This is a genomic window from Fructilactobacillus frigidiflavus (assembly GCF_044054575.1).
Classification (GTDB): Bacteria; Bacillota; Bacilli; order Lactobacillales; family Lactobacillaceae; genus Fructilactobacillus; species Fructilactobacillus frigidiflavus.
In genome coordinates, this window is the sequence record NZ_CP168716.1 from 702,677 (window position 1) to 717,360 (window position 14,684).

The 14,684-nt window shown below is 37.5% G+C and carries 17 protein-coding genes; 6 read left to right on the top strand and 11 right to left on the bottom strand.

The features are described 5' to 3' along the window. Positions 1-51: 51 nt before the first annotated feature. Both ACEPSS_RS03505 and ACEPSS_RS03510 read right to left on the bottom strand, forming a co-directional pair. A complete protein-coding gene (locus ACEPSS_RS03505; RefSeq protein ID WP_395320231.1) occupies positions 52-933 on the bottom strand; it encodes an RluA family pseudouridine synthase in 882 nt (293 codons plus the stop codon). A gap of 52 nt (positions 934-985) precedes the next feature. After that, positions 986-1,426 carry a universal stress protein gene (locus ACEPSS_RS03510; RefSeq protein ID WP_395320232.1) on the bottom strand — a complete coding sequence of 147 codons (441 nt, stop codon included), beginning with the start codon at positions 1,424-1,426 and terminating at the stop codon, positions 986-988. A gap of 460 nt (positions 1,427-1,886) precedes the next feature. Between ACEPSS_RS03510 and ACEPSS_RS03515 the strand changes: the two genes are divergently transcribed. Both ACEPSS_RS03515 and ACEPSS_RS03520 read left to right on the top strand, forming a co-directional pair. Beyond that, positions 1,887-2,849 (top strand): ketopantoate reductase family protein, encoded by a 963-nt coding sequence (locus ACEPSS_RS03515; protein WP_395320234.1) that lies wholly within the window; start codon positions 1,887-1,889, stop codon positions 2,847-2,849. A 17-nt stretch (positions 2,850-2,866) separates the two neighbouring features. Then, complete coding sequence (locus ACEPSS_RS03520) at positions 2,867-4,057, top strand: PLP-dependent aminotransferase family protein (protein ID WP_395320236.1); 1,191 nt, start codon at positions 2,867-2,869, stop codon at positions 4,055-4,057. 77 nt (positions 4,058-4,134) lie between these two features. Here the strand turns inward: ACEPSS_RS03520 and ACEPSS_RS03525 are convergent, their stop codons facing one another. The 6 genes from ACEPSS_RS03525 to pdxS all read right to left on the bottom strand — a co-directional run bounded on the left by ACEPSS_RS03525 (position 4,135) and on the right by pdxS (position 8,047). After that, positions 4,135-4,485: a fluoride efflux transporter FluC gene (locus ACEPSS_RS03525; RefSeq protein WP_395320238.1), complete on the bottom strand. Its 351-nt coding sequence runs from the start codon at positions 4,483-4,485 to the stop codon at positions 4,135-4,137. A 2-nt stretch (positions 4,486-4,487) separates the two neighbouring features. After that, on the bottom strand, positions 4,488-4,871 hold the full coding sequence (locus tag ACEPSS_RS03530) for a fluoride efflux transporter FluC (RefSeq protein WP_395320240.1): 384 nt from the start codon (positions 4,869-4,871) through the stop codon (positions 4,488-4,490). 28 nt (positions 4,872-4,899) lie between these two features. Then, a complete protein-coding gene (arsC, locus tag ACEPSS_RS03535) occupies positions 4,900-5,313 on the bottom strand; it encodes an arsenate reductase (thioredoxin) (protein WP_395320242.1) in 414 nt (137 codons plus the stop codon). A gap of 30 nt (positions 5,314-5,343) precedes the next feature. Next, entirely contained in the window at positions 5,344-6,477 is a 1,134-nt protein-coding gene (locus ACEPSS_RS03540; RefSeq protein ID WP_395320244.1) for a cation:proton antiporter, read from the bottom strand. 138 nt (positions 6,478-6,615) lie between these two features. After that, positions 6,616-7,158 carry a pyridoxal 5'-phosphate synthase glutaminase subunit PdxT gene (pdxT, locus tag ACEPSS_RS03545; RefSeq protein WP_395320246.1) on the bottom strand — a complete coding sequence of 181 codons (543 nt, stop codon included), beginning with the start codon at positions 7,156-7,158 and terminating at the stop codon, positions 6,616-6,618. 1 nt (position 7,159) lies between these two features. After that, the gene (gene pdxS / locus ACEPSS_RS03550) at positions 7,160-8,047 is read right to left on the bottom strand and encodes a pyridoxal 5'-phosphate synthase lyase subunit PdxS (RefSeq protein ID WP_395320248.1); all 888 of its coding nucleotides are present in this window, start codon (positions 8,045-8,047) and stop codon (positions 7,160-7,162) included. 113 nt (positions 8,048-8,160) lie between these two features. Here pdxS and ACEPSS_RS03555 point away from each other — a divergent pair, with 113 nt between their 5' ends. The 3 genes from ACEPSS_RS03555 (at position 8,161) to ACEPSS_RS03565 (ending at position 10,814) form a co-directional block, all read left to right on the top strand. Beyond that, positions 8,161-9,528: a PLP-dependent aminotransferase family protein gene (locus tag ACEPSS_RS03555; protein ID WP_395320250.1), complete on the top strand. Its 1,368-nt coding sequence runs from the start codon at positions 8,161-8,163 to the stop codon at positions 9,526-9,528. 378 nt (positions 9,529-9,906) lie between these two features. Next, positions 9,907-10,314 carry a hypothetical protein gene (locus ACEPSS_RS03560; protein ID WP_395320252.1) on the top strand — a complete coding sequence of 136 codons (408 nt, stop codon included), beginning with the start codon at positions 9,907-9,909 and terminating at the stop codon, positions 10,312-10,314. Between the two features lie 11 nt (positions 10,315-10,325). Beyond that, entirely contained in the window at positions 10,326-10,814 is a 489-nt protein-coding gene (locus ACEPSS_RS03565; protein WP_395320254.1) for a hypothetical protein, read from the top strand. Between the two features lie 209 nt (positions 10,815-11,023). Here the strand turns inward: ACEPSS_RS03565 and ACEPSS_RS03570 are convergent, their stop codons facing one another. From ACEPSS_RS03570 to ACEPSS_RS03580, 3 genes are read right to left on the bottom strand one after another with little or no spacing between them, the layout of a single operon-like run. Beyond that, positions 11,024-11,563, bottom strand: coding sequence for a GNAT family N-acetyltransferase (locus ACEPSS_RS03570; protein WP_395320256.1), 540 nt, complete (start codon positions 11,561-11,563; stop codon positions 11,024-11,026). A gap of 8 nt (positions 11,564-11,571) precedes the next feature. Next, entirely contained in the window at positions 11,572-12,417 is an 846-nt protein-coding gene (locus ACEPSS_RS03575; RefSeq protein ID WP_395320258.1) for an SAM-dependent methyltransferase, read from the bottom strand. Positions 12,418-12,426: 9 nt separating this feature from the next. After that, positions 12,427-12,834 (bottom strand): helix-turn-helix domain-containing protein, encoded by a 408-nt coding sequence (locus ACEPSS_RS03580; protein ID WP_395320260.1) that lies wholly within the window; start codon positions 12,832-12,834, stop codon positions 12,427-12,429. Between the two features lie 163 nt (positions 12,835-12,997). On the opposite strand from ACEPSS_RS03580, the gene rny reads away from it, so the two are divergent. Further along, positions 12,998-14,587, top strand: a complete 1,590-nt coding sequence (gene rny / locus ACEPSS_RS03585; RefSeq protein WP_395320262.1) for a ribonuclease Y — start codon at positions 12,998-13,000, stop codon at positions 14,585-14,587. Positions 14,588-14,684: the final 97 nt, after the last annotated feature.

Below are 14,684 nucleotides of genomic sequence, written 5' to 3' on the forward strand. Positions count from 1 at the left end.
ATTATTTCTTAATGAAAAAGAGAACTCAATTGAGTTCTCTTTTTTTGTGCTTTAAATTATCATTTCTGGTGGAAGAGGCGCAACTACATCTAAGGATTCGTGATAAAAAGGAGTGTCCATCTTAACTTTCCAAGAATGGAGTAGCATTGGTTTGCGTATGTCGGCTTTAAGGTCATACAGTGGATCATTAATAATTGGATGTCCTAAATTAGCTAAATGAACGCGAATTTGGTGGGTTCGCCCCGTTTCCAGTTGAACTTGCAGCAAGGCTTTATCAGGTAGTTGTTTCACTACTTGATAATGAGTAACGGCTCTTTGAGCTTGTTCACCATTAATTTTTCGTTTTCGTTGGTCAGCTAAATCGCGTCCAATTGGTAAATCAATCGTACCAGCAGTTTCTGATAATGTTCCGTGTACCCAGGTCAAATAAGTTCGTTCGATGGTTTTTTCCTTGATTAAACGAGTTAAAATTGGGACGACAACTGGATTTTTGGCGATGATTAAAGCACCACTGGTTTGTTGATCCAAGCGATGCACAATGTAAGGTTGTTTGGGAGCTAAATAACCTGCTGCATAATTTAAGGTTGCGTGACTTTCACCAGGTTGATTAGCATGGGTTTTATCACCGCGAGCTTTATTAACAATCATAAAGTCCGTATTTTCCCAAAGAACGGAAAGAGTTTTCGTTTTGTCGACAATCACTGGTTGCTTGGTAGCGGTGAAATCTTCATCATTAAAGATTAAGCTGATTTTATCATCTACGTGGACCTTGAAATTCATTGGTAAGTATTTTTGATTAACATTTACACGATAATGCGTTCTAAGCGAAAAAATCAAATGTTTAGGTAACCTTAGATATTTGCTTAAATATGCTCTGACAGTTTGATTATCGTAGCTTTTAGGAACTACTAGTTGGTAATGGTAAATTGACATTAATTTTCTCCAAATAAAAAAGTCCATCACATGGTGGACTTTTTTAGACTAATTATTTTACGATTAAAACGTCTGTTTTAGCAACTCTAATAACATAGTTAGTAACAGAACCAACAACTAGACGTTCTACAGCAGATAGACCTGTGGAGCCAATCACAATCAAATCATCATGATGATCAGTAGGGAATTCTTGCGCAATAATTTTCTTTGGATTACCAAAACGCATATGAATTGATACATCCGTTAAACCTTGTTTGATAGCAGTTTGTTTTAAAGTTTCAAGAATTTCTTTAGTTTGATCAGTTAATTTATAAACGGTGTCAGCTGAAACTGCATTACCGTAATTACGGTTAAATTGAGTTACTTGAATAACGTTTAAAATATCCAAATGACTATTGTTTTGTTTTGCGATTTCAATTGCTCTATCTAATACGGGCATCGTATCTTCTCCACCATCAACTGGAGCCAAAATACGTTTGTAATTCTTTGCCATTTCGATCACCTCATATTCTCTATTTCTTTAAGTATAACATTTTTCCAAATAATCTATAAGAATTTTCCTTTGAAGTGATAAAACACGAATTATAAATTTTTAAAATAATCATTTTTAAGTTTTTTGTTGACATTTTAGGTTTAAAATGATTAAATGATAACAACATATACGAAAGGAGTTCAGATCATGAAGAAATTTACCTCACTAAAAGTAAATAACAATATTTTAGTCTTTGCGTTAGCTGCAGTCATTAGGTAGCCATTCGCATTGAGTTTGATGCGGGTGGAAACTAACTCGTATCTAAGCAGAGGGAATAATTACTCAGCTAGATACATTGATAAATCAATGTTTGTTTAACTGAGTATGTGAATAATCTGAATTTTTCGCATTCTAAAAAGCTCATTAAACAAGCAATTGTTGATGAGCTTTTTTAATTGATTTTTACATAGGAGGAAAGATTATGAAATATGGAATTATTGGTGCAGGAGCAATGGGATACCGTTATGGAGTTCTTTTGCAAGAAAACGCCGGAGTTGAGGTTGATTTTATCGATACTTGGGAACCAAACGTAGAAAAAGTCCGAGAACAAGGTGGCGTGGAAGTTTCCCGTGATCACAAAGATAAACACTTAGTTCCAATTAACATTTACTATCCCAAAGAATACAAAGGTCATCCTGATGTTTGGATTATCTTCAAAAAACAAATGCAACTTGATGAAGAATTAAAACGAGATGCGAAAGCCGGACTTTTTCACCCAGATCAATACGCTTTTTCAGCCATGAATGGGTTAGGCCATTTTGAAAAGATCGAAAAATATTTTGATAAAGATAAAATGGTTGCTGGAACAGCGATGATTGCGACTGTACTTAACGGACCTGGTGATGTTGATTTCATGGGACCAAAAAACGGTGAAGCCATGCATATGGCTCCTTACAATGACAAAAAACCAGACGCGAATATGGAACAAATGTACGACGACTTCAAAAAAGCAACCCTTGGACCTGAAATGGCATCGAACTGGTTGGGCATGTGTATGACCAAGGTTTCCTTTAATGCTGTTTGTAACACCCTTTGTACCATGTTTGAAATTAACATGGGCCAATTTGGTGAATACGAAGGGGCTGAAGCAATGTCTCGTCAACTCTTCAATGAAGCTCATGATGCCTGTGAACGGGCGGGAATTAAGATGATTGAAGACCGCCAACAACAAGTTCAAAGTGTGCTAGATTCTTGTGAAAAATTAAAATTCCATTACCCATCAATGTACCAAGATTTCTCAAAGGGTCGTCCAACTGAAGTTGATTACATTAATGGCTACATTGCCAAAGTCGGACGCGACCATGATTACGTTTGTCGGACTCATGAATTCGTGACCCACCAAGTACACCTTGCTGAACAAATGCGTCAATACCACAAACATTAGAAAACGAGGGAATAATTATGACATTTAGATATTCAAATAGCGTACCGAAAAGTAACGAAAATGCGACCGCTGATATTTTAAAGGCTGCTGCTGATCCTAAAGTAATTTCCTTTGCGGGTGGATTGCCAGCTGCGGAACTTTTCCCAGTCGAACAAATGAAAGCAGCCTCTGACAAAGTTTTTGATCAATATGGTCACGAAGTTTTACAATATGCCGGAACCTTAGGCTATCCTGGTTTACGTAAGGAAATTGTGAAATTAATGAAAGATCGTGACGTTGATACCACCGTGGATAATATTGCCGTTTCCACTGGTTCACAACAAGCGATTGACTTAGTTGCTCGAATGTTGATTAATCCTGGTGACGTGGTGATTACCGAAGACCCAACTTACTTAGCAGCCATTGATGTTTTCAAATCATACGGCGCTAAAATGGTAGGCGTGCCCATGGATGAAGAAGGAATTAAGACGGATGCTTTAGCAGAAACTGTCAAAAAATATCCTGAAGCTAAATTCATTTATACCATTCCTAATTTCCAAAACCCAACTGGGAGAACGATGGCCGTAGAACGTCGTAAAGAATTAATTCGGATTGCGAACGAAGCTGATCTTCCGGTCTTAGAAGATGACCCGTATGGAGCAATTCGTTATGCTGGTGAATTCTTACCATCATTAAAACATTATGACACCGATGGCCGAGTAGTTTACTTAAGCTCTTTCTCAAAAATTTTGGCTCCCGGAATGCGGTTAGGTTGGTTAGTTGCCAATCAAGACTTTATGGCTAAGTTTACGTTATTAGCTCAAAATGCTGATTTGCATGCTGATAACTTAACGCAATATATTGCCGCTCAATTCTTACAGGATGTTGACGTATCTGAACACATTAAGAAAATTACTGATGTTTACGAACACCGTGCTAACTTAATGTTGAAAGAAATTGATGAACAATTCCCAGAAAATGTACACCACAGTATTCCCCAAGGTGGAATGTTTATCTGGGTTGAAGTTCCAGGTGTAGATACCAAACGATTATTTGATGAATGTATTAAACATAACGTGGCTTTTGTTCCGGGTTCTGCCTTCTTTGCTAATGAAGAACAACCAGGAACCTTCCGCATGAACTTCTCGAACATGAACGATGAACAAATCGTTGAAGGGGTAAAACGGATGGGAGATGCCATTAAGGCGGTCCAAAATCAAGCAAAATAACTAAATTAAAAAGCTTCGATCGAAATCAGAATTCACATTGCTTGTTGTATGTGGAGATTCTGCCGATAGAAGCTTTTTTAGTTTAAATTAGTTAAGAGATAGCCGAGGTAGCAGAGTAACAAACCGCCGCCGTAACTAATTAAAAAATAAAGAATTGCATTTTTAAATTTTAAGCCCCAAAAGGCATTCGCAATTTCACTGTTAAAGGTGGAATAGGTGGTTAAGCCACCGATAAAGCCTAAAATTAAAAGGATGGGAAGTAGACTGGATGAGCATCCTAGAATTAATCCACCAATTAAACAACCGGACAGATTGACGATTAAAGTAGCCCTTTGACCATGATGTCTTTGTTTAAAAAGATTAGTTAATGTGAAGCGACAAACGGCTCCGATTCCAGTACCTAGCATAAAAATCAGACAAGCTAGCATAATTAAAGCACCTCATCTTTCGCTAACAGATAATGGGCTAAACTATCTCCGATAATGGCTAAAATAACACCACCAACCATGCTAATACCTAGATAAAGCAGCAAAAACTGATATTGATGCGCTTGAATTAGTTTAAAAGCATCCAGAATCATTCCCGAAAAAGTGGTGAATGACCCAATAAAACCGGTACCAAATTCACGATTAAACTTTTTAGACAAATAGATTTTTTGACAAAGATAATCGGTCCAAAGGGGTAAGAAAAACGCTCCCGTTAAATTAATTAGTAAAGTAACGATGGGAAAAGTATGGTAGTCAATTAGGTTGGTCAGTGAATAGCGGCATAATCCGCCTAAAGCTCCCCAAAGAAATACCAAAACAGTTTCCAACTAAATCATTCCTTTCTATAACAGATAATTACTTAATTTTAGTAGCAAGTACTTGTACCCGTTGCTCAATTTCGTCGCGAACCTGACGAAAAGTTTGCATAATTTCGGTTGCACTACCATTTGCTTGCGCCGGATCATTTAACGGCCAATGGATTCTTTTAACCGACTTAGGCGTCATGGGACATTTATCTTTGGCATCACCACAGAGGGTGACGACCAAATCACATTGATTTAAATAATTCGTATCGATTAATTCAGATTGGTGCTGAGCAATATCAATGCCAAGCTCCTGCATAACGATAACAGCTTTGGAATTTAAGCCGTGTGTTTCGATGCCAGCACTTCTAACATTCCAGTCCTTAGGAAAATATTTTTGGGCAAAACCCTCTGCCATTTGACTACGACAAGAGTTACCGGTACATAAAAAATAAATTTTGGGCATAAGTCAATTTCCTTTGCGTAAAGTAAGCCATTATTTTTGGTTAATACTCCACTTCAACATTAGTGGGGAAATAATGGTGGTTAAGATAATTACAAAAACGATTTCTGAATAGAGGCCACTTGAGAGCAGCTGACTTGATAAACCAATTTGTGCAATAATTAGTGACATTTCGCCACGTGAAACCATTCCTGATCCCACAATGTTACCATTTTGCCAATTAAACCCACACAGTTTTGCTCCTAAACCACAACCAATCCATTTAGTTAGGATGGCCAAAATCGTCATAATAATAACAATTAACCAACCAGACCAGTTTTCAATTAGTTTTAATTCTAGTCCCACTGATACAAAGAAAATGGGGATGAAGAGCGAATAACCAATCAACGTCATGCTATGGGTGATTTTTTCCTTAGCAGGGGTCAATGAAATGGCAATTCCGGCAAAGAAAGCGCCTAACACAGAGCTTAAATGAGCTTCTTCTGCTAGGTAAGCCATTAGGAAACAGATGATAATGCCGGTAACCGAAAGGGCAATCTCATCATTAAAAAGAGACACAAGTTTGATTAAATGCGGAACAATCCATTTAATCATTACGAAAATGAAAAGGAAGTAGGTTAATTGAATGCCAATTACGATAAATGGATTATCAGCTTGGCTGCCAAAAAGACTCGAAAAAATACTTAGTAATAAAATAGAGGCAACATCATCAACCACAGCGGCACCTAAAATCAAGGCTCCCGCTGTCGTTTTTAATTTGCCGTATTCTTGTAACACGGCCACGCTAATTGAAACAGAAGTTGCCGAAAAAATAACTCCCCAGAAAAGTGCGTCTTTAAAGCCTTGGTGTAAAAGCATTCCTAAAACGGGAAAAACCAGCATTGGCAATATCACACCACAGGTAGCAACGACGGTAGCTGATTTTAAATATTTTTTTACTTGGTTAAAATCACATTCCAAGCCCGCCAGAAACATTAACAATACAATTCCAATGTTAGCTGCGACCGTAATTAAATTATTAATGTGAATTAAATTTAAAATTGCTGGTCCGATAATAATTCCAGCAATAATTTGGCCAACCACAGTTGGCAGACCAAGTCGGCTAAATAGATAGCCGAAAACTAAAGTACTAATTAAAATGATACCAATTCCAAGTAAATATTCCATGAGGCTCCTTTAATAATTGCAAAGTGAACTACTGAGATTCTAGTTTAATCATATCTTAACTAGTTTGGCAAGGCTTAAACGCTACAAGCAAATAAAAAAGCTTCGAATTTAATCGAAACTTTTGCGTAAAATATTAAGTTAAATCATGTCTAAGAAAAGTCGGTGCAGACTAGGATCATTAGTCAATTCCGGGTGAAAAGCAGTTACTAACACATGATCTTTTTTAGCAGCCACAATTTTATCATCAATTTTGGCTAGGACTTGGACGTCATGATTAACTGAACTTAAGTATGGAGCACGAATAAACACGGCATGAAAGGGGGCGTTTAATCCTTGAACGTTCAAGCTTTCTTCAAAGCTTTGTTTTTGCCGACCAAAGCCATTTCGCACGATTTCACCATTAATCAGATTAAAACCATCTGTTTGTGATAAGAGGACCATTCCCGCACAAGTTCCAAAAGTGGGTAACCCGGCTTGAATTAGTTCTTTTAAAGGAGCAAATAAGTTATTTTTTATTAATAACTTTTTCATGACGGTACTTTCACCACCCGGTAAGATCAAGCCGTCAATGCCAGTTAAATCAGTTTTGTTTTTAATCAAGACGGTTTCAACTCCCAGATTTTGGAGCATTTGTTGGTGTTCAGTGACCGCACCTTGTAAATTTAAAATTCCAATTTTCATCTTAATTCATTCCTCTAGGAGCCATTTTTTCTTTTGCATCAAGTTGATTAGTATCAATTCCCTTCATGGGGTTACCAAGATTTTTCGATACTTCGGCAATTAAGTGGTAGTCAGTTGGGTTAGCCGTTGCTGCAACGATTGCTTCCGCAAATTTCTTGGGATTTTCGGATTTAAAGATTCCGGAACCAACAAAAACACCATCTGCGCCTAAATTCATCATTAAGGCTGCATCCGCTGGAGTTGAAACTCCACCCGCTGCAAAGTTAACCACTGGTAGTTTACCAGTTTCGTGAATTTGTTGGATTAAATCATAAGGAGCCTGTAAGTCTCGAGCAATCGCCATTAAGTGTTCTGGTTTAGCACTCACGACTTCGGCAATTTGTTGATTAACTTTTTGCATGTGCCGAACTGCTTCAATAATGTCTCCCGTACCAGGTTCACCTTTAGTCCGTAACATGGAAGCACCTTCGCCAATTCGACGTAAAGCTTCTCCTAAATTACGACAACCACAAACGAACGGAACCGTGAAATCAGTTTTATCAATGTGATATTCATCATCAGCCGGAGTTAAAACTTCGCTTTCATCAATGTAGTCAACTCCGATGGCTTCTAAAACCTTGGCTTCGGCAATGTGACCAATTCGGGCTTTGGCCATCACTGGGATGGAAACGGCTTGCATAATTTCTTCAATCATAGCAGGATCGGACATCCGTGTCACGCCTCCTTGAGCTCGAATATCTGAAGGTACTCGTTCTAGGGCCATTACGGCAGTTGCGCCCGCTGCTTCCGCAATTTTTGCTTGTTCAACGTTGGCAACGTCCATGATGACACCACCTTTTTGCATTTGTGCCATTCCTTGTTTTACCAAATCTGATCCAGTTTTTTTCATAATTACACTCCTTTTTAAGTAAAATCCATATACAGTTAGCTTTATTTTAGGTATATTAGGGGCTAAGTAAAGCGAAAAAAATAAAACTGTACCGTAACAGTATGGAGAAAACCATGAAATATGAAACCGTTAAGCAATTAATCAAAACTAAAATTAAACGTGAGCATCTAAAATCTGGAGACAAGTTACCTTCAATTCGTAGCTTAGAATCGCAAACTGGCTTTAGCAAAGCTACCATTATCAAAGCACTTACCGAGTTAGAACAAGCTCATCTTATTTATGCGATTCCACAAAGGGGGTACTTTGTCACGGGGAAGCCAAAAGCACAGCCACAGCATGCGGTTAAATTTAATTTTTTAGCGGCTAATCCAGAAGCAACGCTCTTTGATTTTAAACAAGTGCATCATTGTTTAGATCAGGTTTTTCAAAACTTTCAAAGTGAAATTTTGTCATATGGGTATGCGGATGGCTTACGGTCGCTACGCAAACAAATCTTACATTTATTGGGTGACCAACAAATTTTTGCGTCCGTTGACCGAACGTTTATTACCTCAGGAGCGCAGCAAGCCCTCAATATTATGCTAAATGTGCCGTTTCCTAATCAAAGACAAAACATTTTAATCGAACAGCCAACTTACGCGGGTTTATATAAAGCGGCACAAATTACGGGGAATCGGGTTTTTGGAATTGATATTACGCAGCGTCATTTCAATTTAAAGCAATTAGAAGCCATTTTTCGAAATAACGAAATTAAGTTCTTTTATGTGATGCCCAGTTTTCAAAATCCAACGGGGCACCACTATTCAACTGCAGAAAAGCGCCAAATCTTAGCCTTAGCAGAACAATATGATGTTTACATTGTTGAAGATGATTTTTTAGGTGATTTGGGAACCATTAATGAACCTAATTCTTTTTTTGCCCTGGATGAACATCAACGTGTGATTTATTTGAAAAGTTTTTCCAAAATTTTTCTTCCCAGTCTGCGGCTAGCTGGGGTTATTTTGCCACGTAACTTAGTTGATAATTTTTTGGAGTATAAAAAGATTTACGATTTGTCCTCATCTAACATTTCCCAAGAAATCTTAGCGACCTTTATCGAAAACGGCATGTTTGCTTTGCATCTTAAAAAGTTACGCACTCACTATCAGCTTAAAATGAAGGAATTATTAAGATGTTGTGAATTATATTTACCGGCGGACGTTAAATTTTTTAAACCCACCTCCGGATTTTATACCTGTTTAGAGCTACCGAGTCAGATCAATTCCACCAAGCTTACGCAACAATTAGCCCAACAAGATATTTTGGTGCAGGACGTAGCCGGGATGTTTTTATCTTATTATCAAAATCATACTTTAATTCGGCTGAGCATTGCTGAAATACCGCTAGCAAATATTGAACCTGGAATTAAACGCATTTCAGAGGTGATTAGAAACGATCACCAACAGCAAAATTCGATTTTTAGTGATCAATTTTTTATTTGATTATTAACTATCTAATCATTATTGAATGCTTTGACAAAAAAGCAGATCAGCTTTTTTAATAAAGTTAATCTGCTTTTTTTAATTTAATTTTTTAATTTGTCTTTTAAGATGATGAAAATGAAACTTAATAATAACGATAAAAGCACAGTGGTAATCAGCTGAATTATAAAGTTAGTGAACAGTAATTTACTAATTTGGTAACTAATTGTGACTGTTACTATAGTTACTAATGAATCGATAATTCTAGTTTTCATAAAATGAATTCTCCTTGATTTTTTATCAGTTTAAACGAATTATAATTTATTTGCAATGATTTTTGCATTGGCATTGGTATTAAACTAAGATTTTCGCTATACTAAAATTAGAGGATAGTTATTTATGAAAACAATTAAAATAAGCGTATGGTCACTAATATCATTATTAATGTTTTTAGTTTTGAATTACATCATGCATTTGCCAGCCATTGGCATGCATGCCAGTGACCTAATGCGCACGAATTTAATGGCACTAGTGCTCTTTGGCATTCCGTTATTACTAACCGTTTTACGTTTACGAGTGGGCTTTTATTTTTTAGCTTTAGTCCAATTAATTTACACGGTTGGCTATTTTAGTGCTGCTTATCAAGTAGTAGTGCTTAGTTCAGCTCATCTCCTTAGTAAAATGGCCGTGATGGTAGTGATTATCATTGCGTTAGGGATAAATTGTTACTGGTTTGTGCTGGCTTGGAAATTTAGAAAAGCAACCACCAAATCCCGTACGGAACGTTACATGAAATATAGAAAATAGGTAGGTAAAGAATGAAAATTGAAGAAGCAGATTTTATTGTAGAAGCTGCAGCCACTGAATATGCAATTAAGAATTTTGAAACGACCTTAGCGGCCTTGAAAAAAGATCCAGCTAAGGTGTTACAACCGATGTGTGATTTTATTGAAGCGGGCATTAATTCTGATAAAATCTCTAGTGCAGAATTATTTTTACCCAAAAGTGACATTACGATTAAACTTCAAACATCGATTATTAATTTACCCTTAGAATATGCCAAAAATATCAATAAGATTATGGTAGGGGATGGCATCGTTCCGGTGAATGTTTATATGATTATTGCCTCACCATTTATTAACAAATCTAAAATGCGGATTGATGAATTGGCGCTTTCCGATGAATTTGTGAATAATCTGTCTGACATGGTGACGCAGTTCGTCGATTGGACAAAACTCCAACTGGATCAAATTGAAACGCATGAAAGAGAAGCTGCTGACGAAAAAGCAGAAGAAACGGACGAATAGCTATTTAATTAGTTCTGTGGTATACTATTTATATGCGAAGAGCCGAAATAAGCATAGCTTATTTTTTTGCTAGGGACCATGTTTTCCGCCGAATTGCGGATGGTTTGATTAGATAGGTGATGTGAACACCCCTAATCCGTTTGAATTTATTCAAATGCCTACAAAAAAGAGGACTGACATTTATGTCGGTCCTCTTTTTTTGGTTTAAATTATTTTTCGTAGTTAGCGCGGGTAAGGCCCATGTAATAAGCATCATGGTAAGCACCCATTGCATAAAATTGGTCTTTAATCGTTCCTTCCGTTACAAAACCAAGCTTCTTATAGATATGCACGGCCGCAGCGTTTTCTACATCTACATATAAATACAATTTGTGCATGTTATAAAATTGGAACATGTGGTCAATCATTTGTTGAAAGGCAACTTGGGCATAACCATGGCCTTGTTGTTTATCTAACATGGTGATTTCAATTTCACCAACTCGTGCAATCGAGTCAATATCAATGACTTCAACTAGTCCAACTTTGATTTGGCGTTCGGCCATCCCAGATTCCGTAACGTTAATCGTCATACTAACGACATCATCAGCTTTGATGTGGGTATCAATGAATTGTTTTAATGTGTCTTCATTAGGAAAAGGGGGACGAAACCAGTAACGTAAAGTGGAGGGTTGTAAAAAAAGACTCTTGATCAAGGCTTCGTCTTCTGTATCGTTACTGAGCGGTAATAAATTTACTTGTTCGTTAAGCATAAATTCTCCTATTTAACTAGATAAACCTGATCTTGAATCAGATCAAAGTGCGGATAGTATTGGTTTAAAGCATCGATTTCAGCGTTTTTAACAAATTCGGCATTTTTCCAGAATTCTTTGGAATTAGTGGCACCGTTTTTTTCACCAATCACGATTAATTGGACCTGGTTACCGTCTTTGCGAATCGCTTCTAACAATTCGTTATCAATGGGTACGCCATCTGGTGACCAAGACATGATGATGTAGTCAATTTGGTCCTTATATTTATGATAGGCATCGAGGGCCGAAAGTTTTTCAATGGGGACTAACTGATGTTTGCCAGTTTCGTTTTCCGTTTGCCAGTCTAAACTATCCGTTGTGATAATTTTAGCATCATGGTCCTTTAATCCTTTCGAAATATAGCCATTTCCAGCCATGACTTCCAAGGTTGGTTTACCAGCTAAGAATTTAGCTAGTTGATTAGTAAAAGCGGAAGAAATGTAGGCCCACATCCCGTATTGTTCCTCTAAGTAATCCCGAAAACCAAGAAGGGCTTGGTCTAATTTAGGTAAGTCATTTGAGAGTTGATCCCATTCAGCGTCGCCTTGGGAATCACCCAGAGGATACTTTTGGTTAAGCTTTTGGTAAATTTTGTCCTGAATATCATCAGGTAACTGTAAGTTAGGTAAGTCTTGGGGAAGTTGTTTTAAAGCTAAGAGATGATCTGCCATCAAGGCATGATTAAGTAAGAACTTAATCTCTGGATAATCATTAAATTCAGTCCGAAATTGAGTTAATTGCTGAATATAGGCTGGAACGGCCTTTTTGATTTGCTTATTTTTCTTCATTTTTTTAATTAATTTTTTGCGGTTCATTGAAAGCTCCTAATAACCTAAGTCTAATTCTTCTTGATGATCGAGACCGTTGGCTTTGCGTTCTTTTTTACCGTGGAGATAACCGTCAATTAACTGGTAAATTTCATAACGATCAGCACCACTAATGGGTTGCTCGTTAAAGTACAATTCGGTTCCAGAGATAAATAATTTTGAGATGTCGGTATTTTCACTGTCAACTCGACCACTAATGTAATCCATGGAAACGTTGAAGTAAGTAGCGAGCTTGCGAACTTCAATGTAGGACGGATTTCTGATGCCCCGTTCCCAATTTCCAATTTGGGAGGCAGTGTTTTCGTGGGCTTCATCAGGGGTAAACATTTTATTTAATTCATCAGCCAATTCTGCTAAGGTGATGTGTCGACCACTCCGCAAGGCTTTTAATCTTTCTGGAAACATACCGGTTCTCCTTCGTGTGTAATTTCATATAGTCTAATTATAACCTAATTATGAAACAAAAGAGAGCGTCTGCTTCATTTAAAAATCACAGGTTAAATGGTATGATTAAAGTATCTGAAAAATAATTGATTAAAATTAATCTAGAGAGAGGGGGAGTGCTTTCATGCAAGTCCTTTTAGTTGTCATTTTAGGCTTAGTGATTAGCGGAGTAGTAGGTTATGTTTTACAAAATAAAAAGCTTAACGTACTGCTTTCGAACGCTGAAAAACAAGCCGAACAAATTGAAAATAATAACCAAAGTAAAATTAAACAAGCCGTTACGGAAATTAACGATGCTATGCAAGAAGAAGTTACCCAATTACAAGCGGAAGAAGAGCAAGAGTTTGCCGAACAAAAAGCTGAAAACGAAGCTCGCGGTAACCGCCTTGATTTTCGGGAAAAAAGTTTGGAAAGTGCTAACGCCCGATTAAATAAAAGTCAGCAGTTAGTTGCCAATCATCAAAGTGAGTTGCAAGACCTGCAACAACAAATTAAAGCAGCTAAGCAACAAGCCCGTGATTTAAAGCAGGCCCGTGAGACCACGATTTACGAAAAGGGACAGTTAACCCCAGACCAAGCCAAACAATTAGTTTTAACGAATACCGAAACGACCTTGAATCGTGATTATGAAGTTACGGTGCGGGAAAACCACGATGACATGGTGTTAAATGCCGCCAAGGAAGCCCGCAATTTAATGATGGAATCCATCCAAAGTGGTGTTCAAGATGTCCCTCGGGAACACATTGAACGCAACATTGTGATTCCCGATGTGGGAATCCGGAATAAAATTACTGGTCGTGACGAACAACGTTTACGTCTAATTGAATCATTGACCGGAGTTGATTTAATTTTCCATCCAGAATACGAAGAAACGTTAATTATTAGTACCAATGATCCAATTCGGCGTGAAATTGCGCGAAATTCAATTAATGAGTTAATCATGGCCCGATCTTTGAATAGTGGCGTGATTGAAAATACGATTGCGGATGCCGAACGAAAAGTAATGGATAACCTTCGAATTTTTGGTGAAGAAACTTGTGCAAAACTTCATCTAGGTTGGGTTCATCCCGATTTGATGAAGATTTTAGGCCGCTTGAAATACCGAACTAGTTACGGTCAAAATGTCTTACAACATTCAGTGGAAGTTGCTGAATTGTGCGGGATGATGGCGGCTGAATTAGGATTAGACGTTCGTTTGGCCAAACGCGCCGGAATGTTTCATGATATTGGAAAGGCCATTGATCGGGAAGTTAACGGAACCCATGTTGAACTAGGGGTTAAATTAGCTGAAACTTATGGTGAAGATCAAATTGTGATTAATGCGATTGCCGCTTCGCATGGAGATATTGAAACTGATAATTTAATTTCAATTCTAGTTAAGGTTGCGGATTCAATGTCAGGAGCTCGTCCTGGTGCACGAAGTGAATCCGTTGAGGAATACATTAATCGTTTGAAAGGGTTGGAACGAATTGCCAATTCTCATCCTGGAGTTAACGAAAGTTATGCGATTCAAGCAGGTCGGGAGATTCGAATTATCGTTAATCCTAAAATGGTTGATGACCAAATGAGTCAAAAAATTACCGAAGAAGTTTGTGAGCAAGTGGAAAATGAACTTACTTATCCCGGTAAAATTAAAGTCACTACAATTAGAAAGTTAGCCGCGGTCGAATATGTCGGCGGTAAGCCAGCACCAAAGAAAAAACACGTTAGTTAGCAAAAAGAGGCTGGGAAAAAACTAGACTCTAAATAAAAAATCAGCTAGATTCTGAATAATTTCAGAATCTAGCTGATTTTGTTATGTACACAGGAAA

Coding starts and splice junctions, on each gene's coding strand:
- ACEPSS_RS03580 (WP_395320260.1), bottom strand. CDS start 12,834: ATGTTTCCAGAAAGATTAAAAGCCTTGCGGAGTGGTCGACACATCACC.
- ACEPSS_RS03555 (WP_395320250.1), top strand. CDS start 8,161: ATGAAATATGAAACCGTTAAGCAATTAATCAAAACTAAAATTAAACGT.
- ACEPSS_RS03525 (WP_395320238.1), bottom strand. CDS start 4,485: ATGCTAGCTTGTCTGATTTTTATGCTAGGTACTGGAATCGGAGCCGTT.
- ACEPSS_RS03515 (WP_395320234.1), top strand. CDS start 1,887: ATGAAATATGGAATTATTGGTGCAGGAGCAATGGGATACCGTTATGGA.
- arsC (WP_395320242.1), bottom strand. CDS start 5,313: ATGCCCAAAATTTATTTTTTATGTACCGGTAACTCTTGTCGTAGTCAA.
- pdxT (WP_395320246.1), bottom strand. CDS start 7,158: ATGAAAATTGGAATTTTAAATTTACAAGGTGCGGTCACTGAACACCAA.
- ACEPSS_RS03520 (WP_395320236.1), top strand. CDS start 2,867: ATGACATTTAGATATTCAAATAGCGTACCGAAAAGTAACGAAAATGCG.
- pdxS (WP_395320248.1), bottom strand. CDS start 8,047: ATGAAAAAAACTGGATCAGATTTGGTAAAACAAGGAATGGCACAAATG.
- rny (WP_395320262.1), top strand. CDS start 12,998: ATGCAAGTCCTTTTAGTTGTCATTTTAGGCTTAGTGATTAGCGGAGTA.
- ACEPSS_RS03560 (WP_395320252.1), top strand. CDS start 9,907: ATGAAAACAATTAAAATAAGCGTATGGTCACTAATATCATTATTAATG.
- ACEPSS_RS03570 (WP_395320256.1), bottom strand. CDS start 11,563: ATGCTTAACGAACAAGTAAATTTATTACCGCTCAGTAACGATACAGAA.
- ACEPSS_RS03565 (WP_395320254.1), top strand. CDS start 10,326: ATGAAAATTGAAGAAGCAGATTTTATTGTAGAAGCTGCAGCCACTGAA.
- ACEPSS_RS03510 (WP_395320232.1), bottom strand. CDS start 1,426: ATGGCAAAGAATTACAAACGTATTTTGGCTCCAGTTGATGGTGGAGAA.
- ACEPSS_RS03575 (WP_395320258.1), bottom strand. CDS start 12,417: ATGAACCGCAAAAAATTAATTAAAAAAATGAAGAAAAATAAGCAAATC.
- ACEPSS_RS03540 (WP_395320244.1), bottom strand. CDS start 6,477: ATGGAATATTTACTTGGAATTGGTATCATTTTAATTAGTACTTTAGTT.
- ACEPSS_RS03505 (WP_395320231.1), bottom strand. CDS start 933: ATGTCAATTTACCATTACCAACTAGTAGTTCCTAAAAGCTACGATAAT.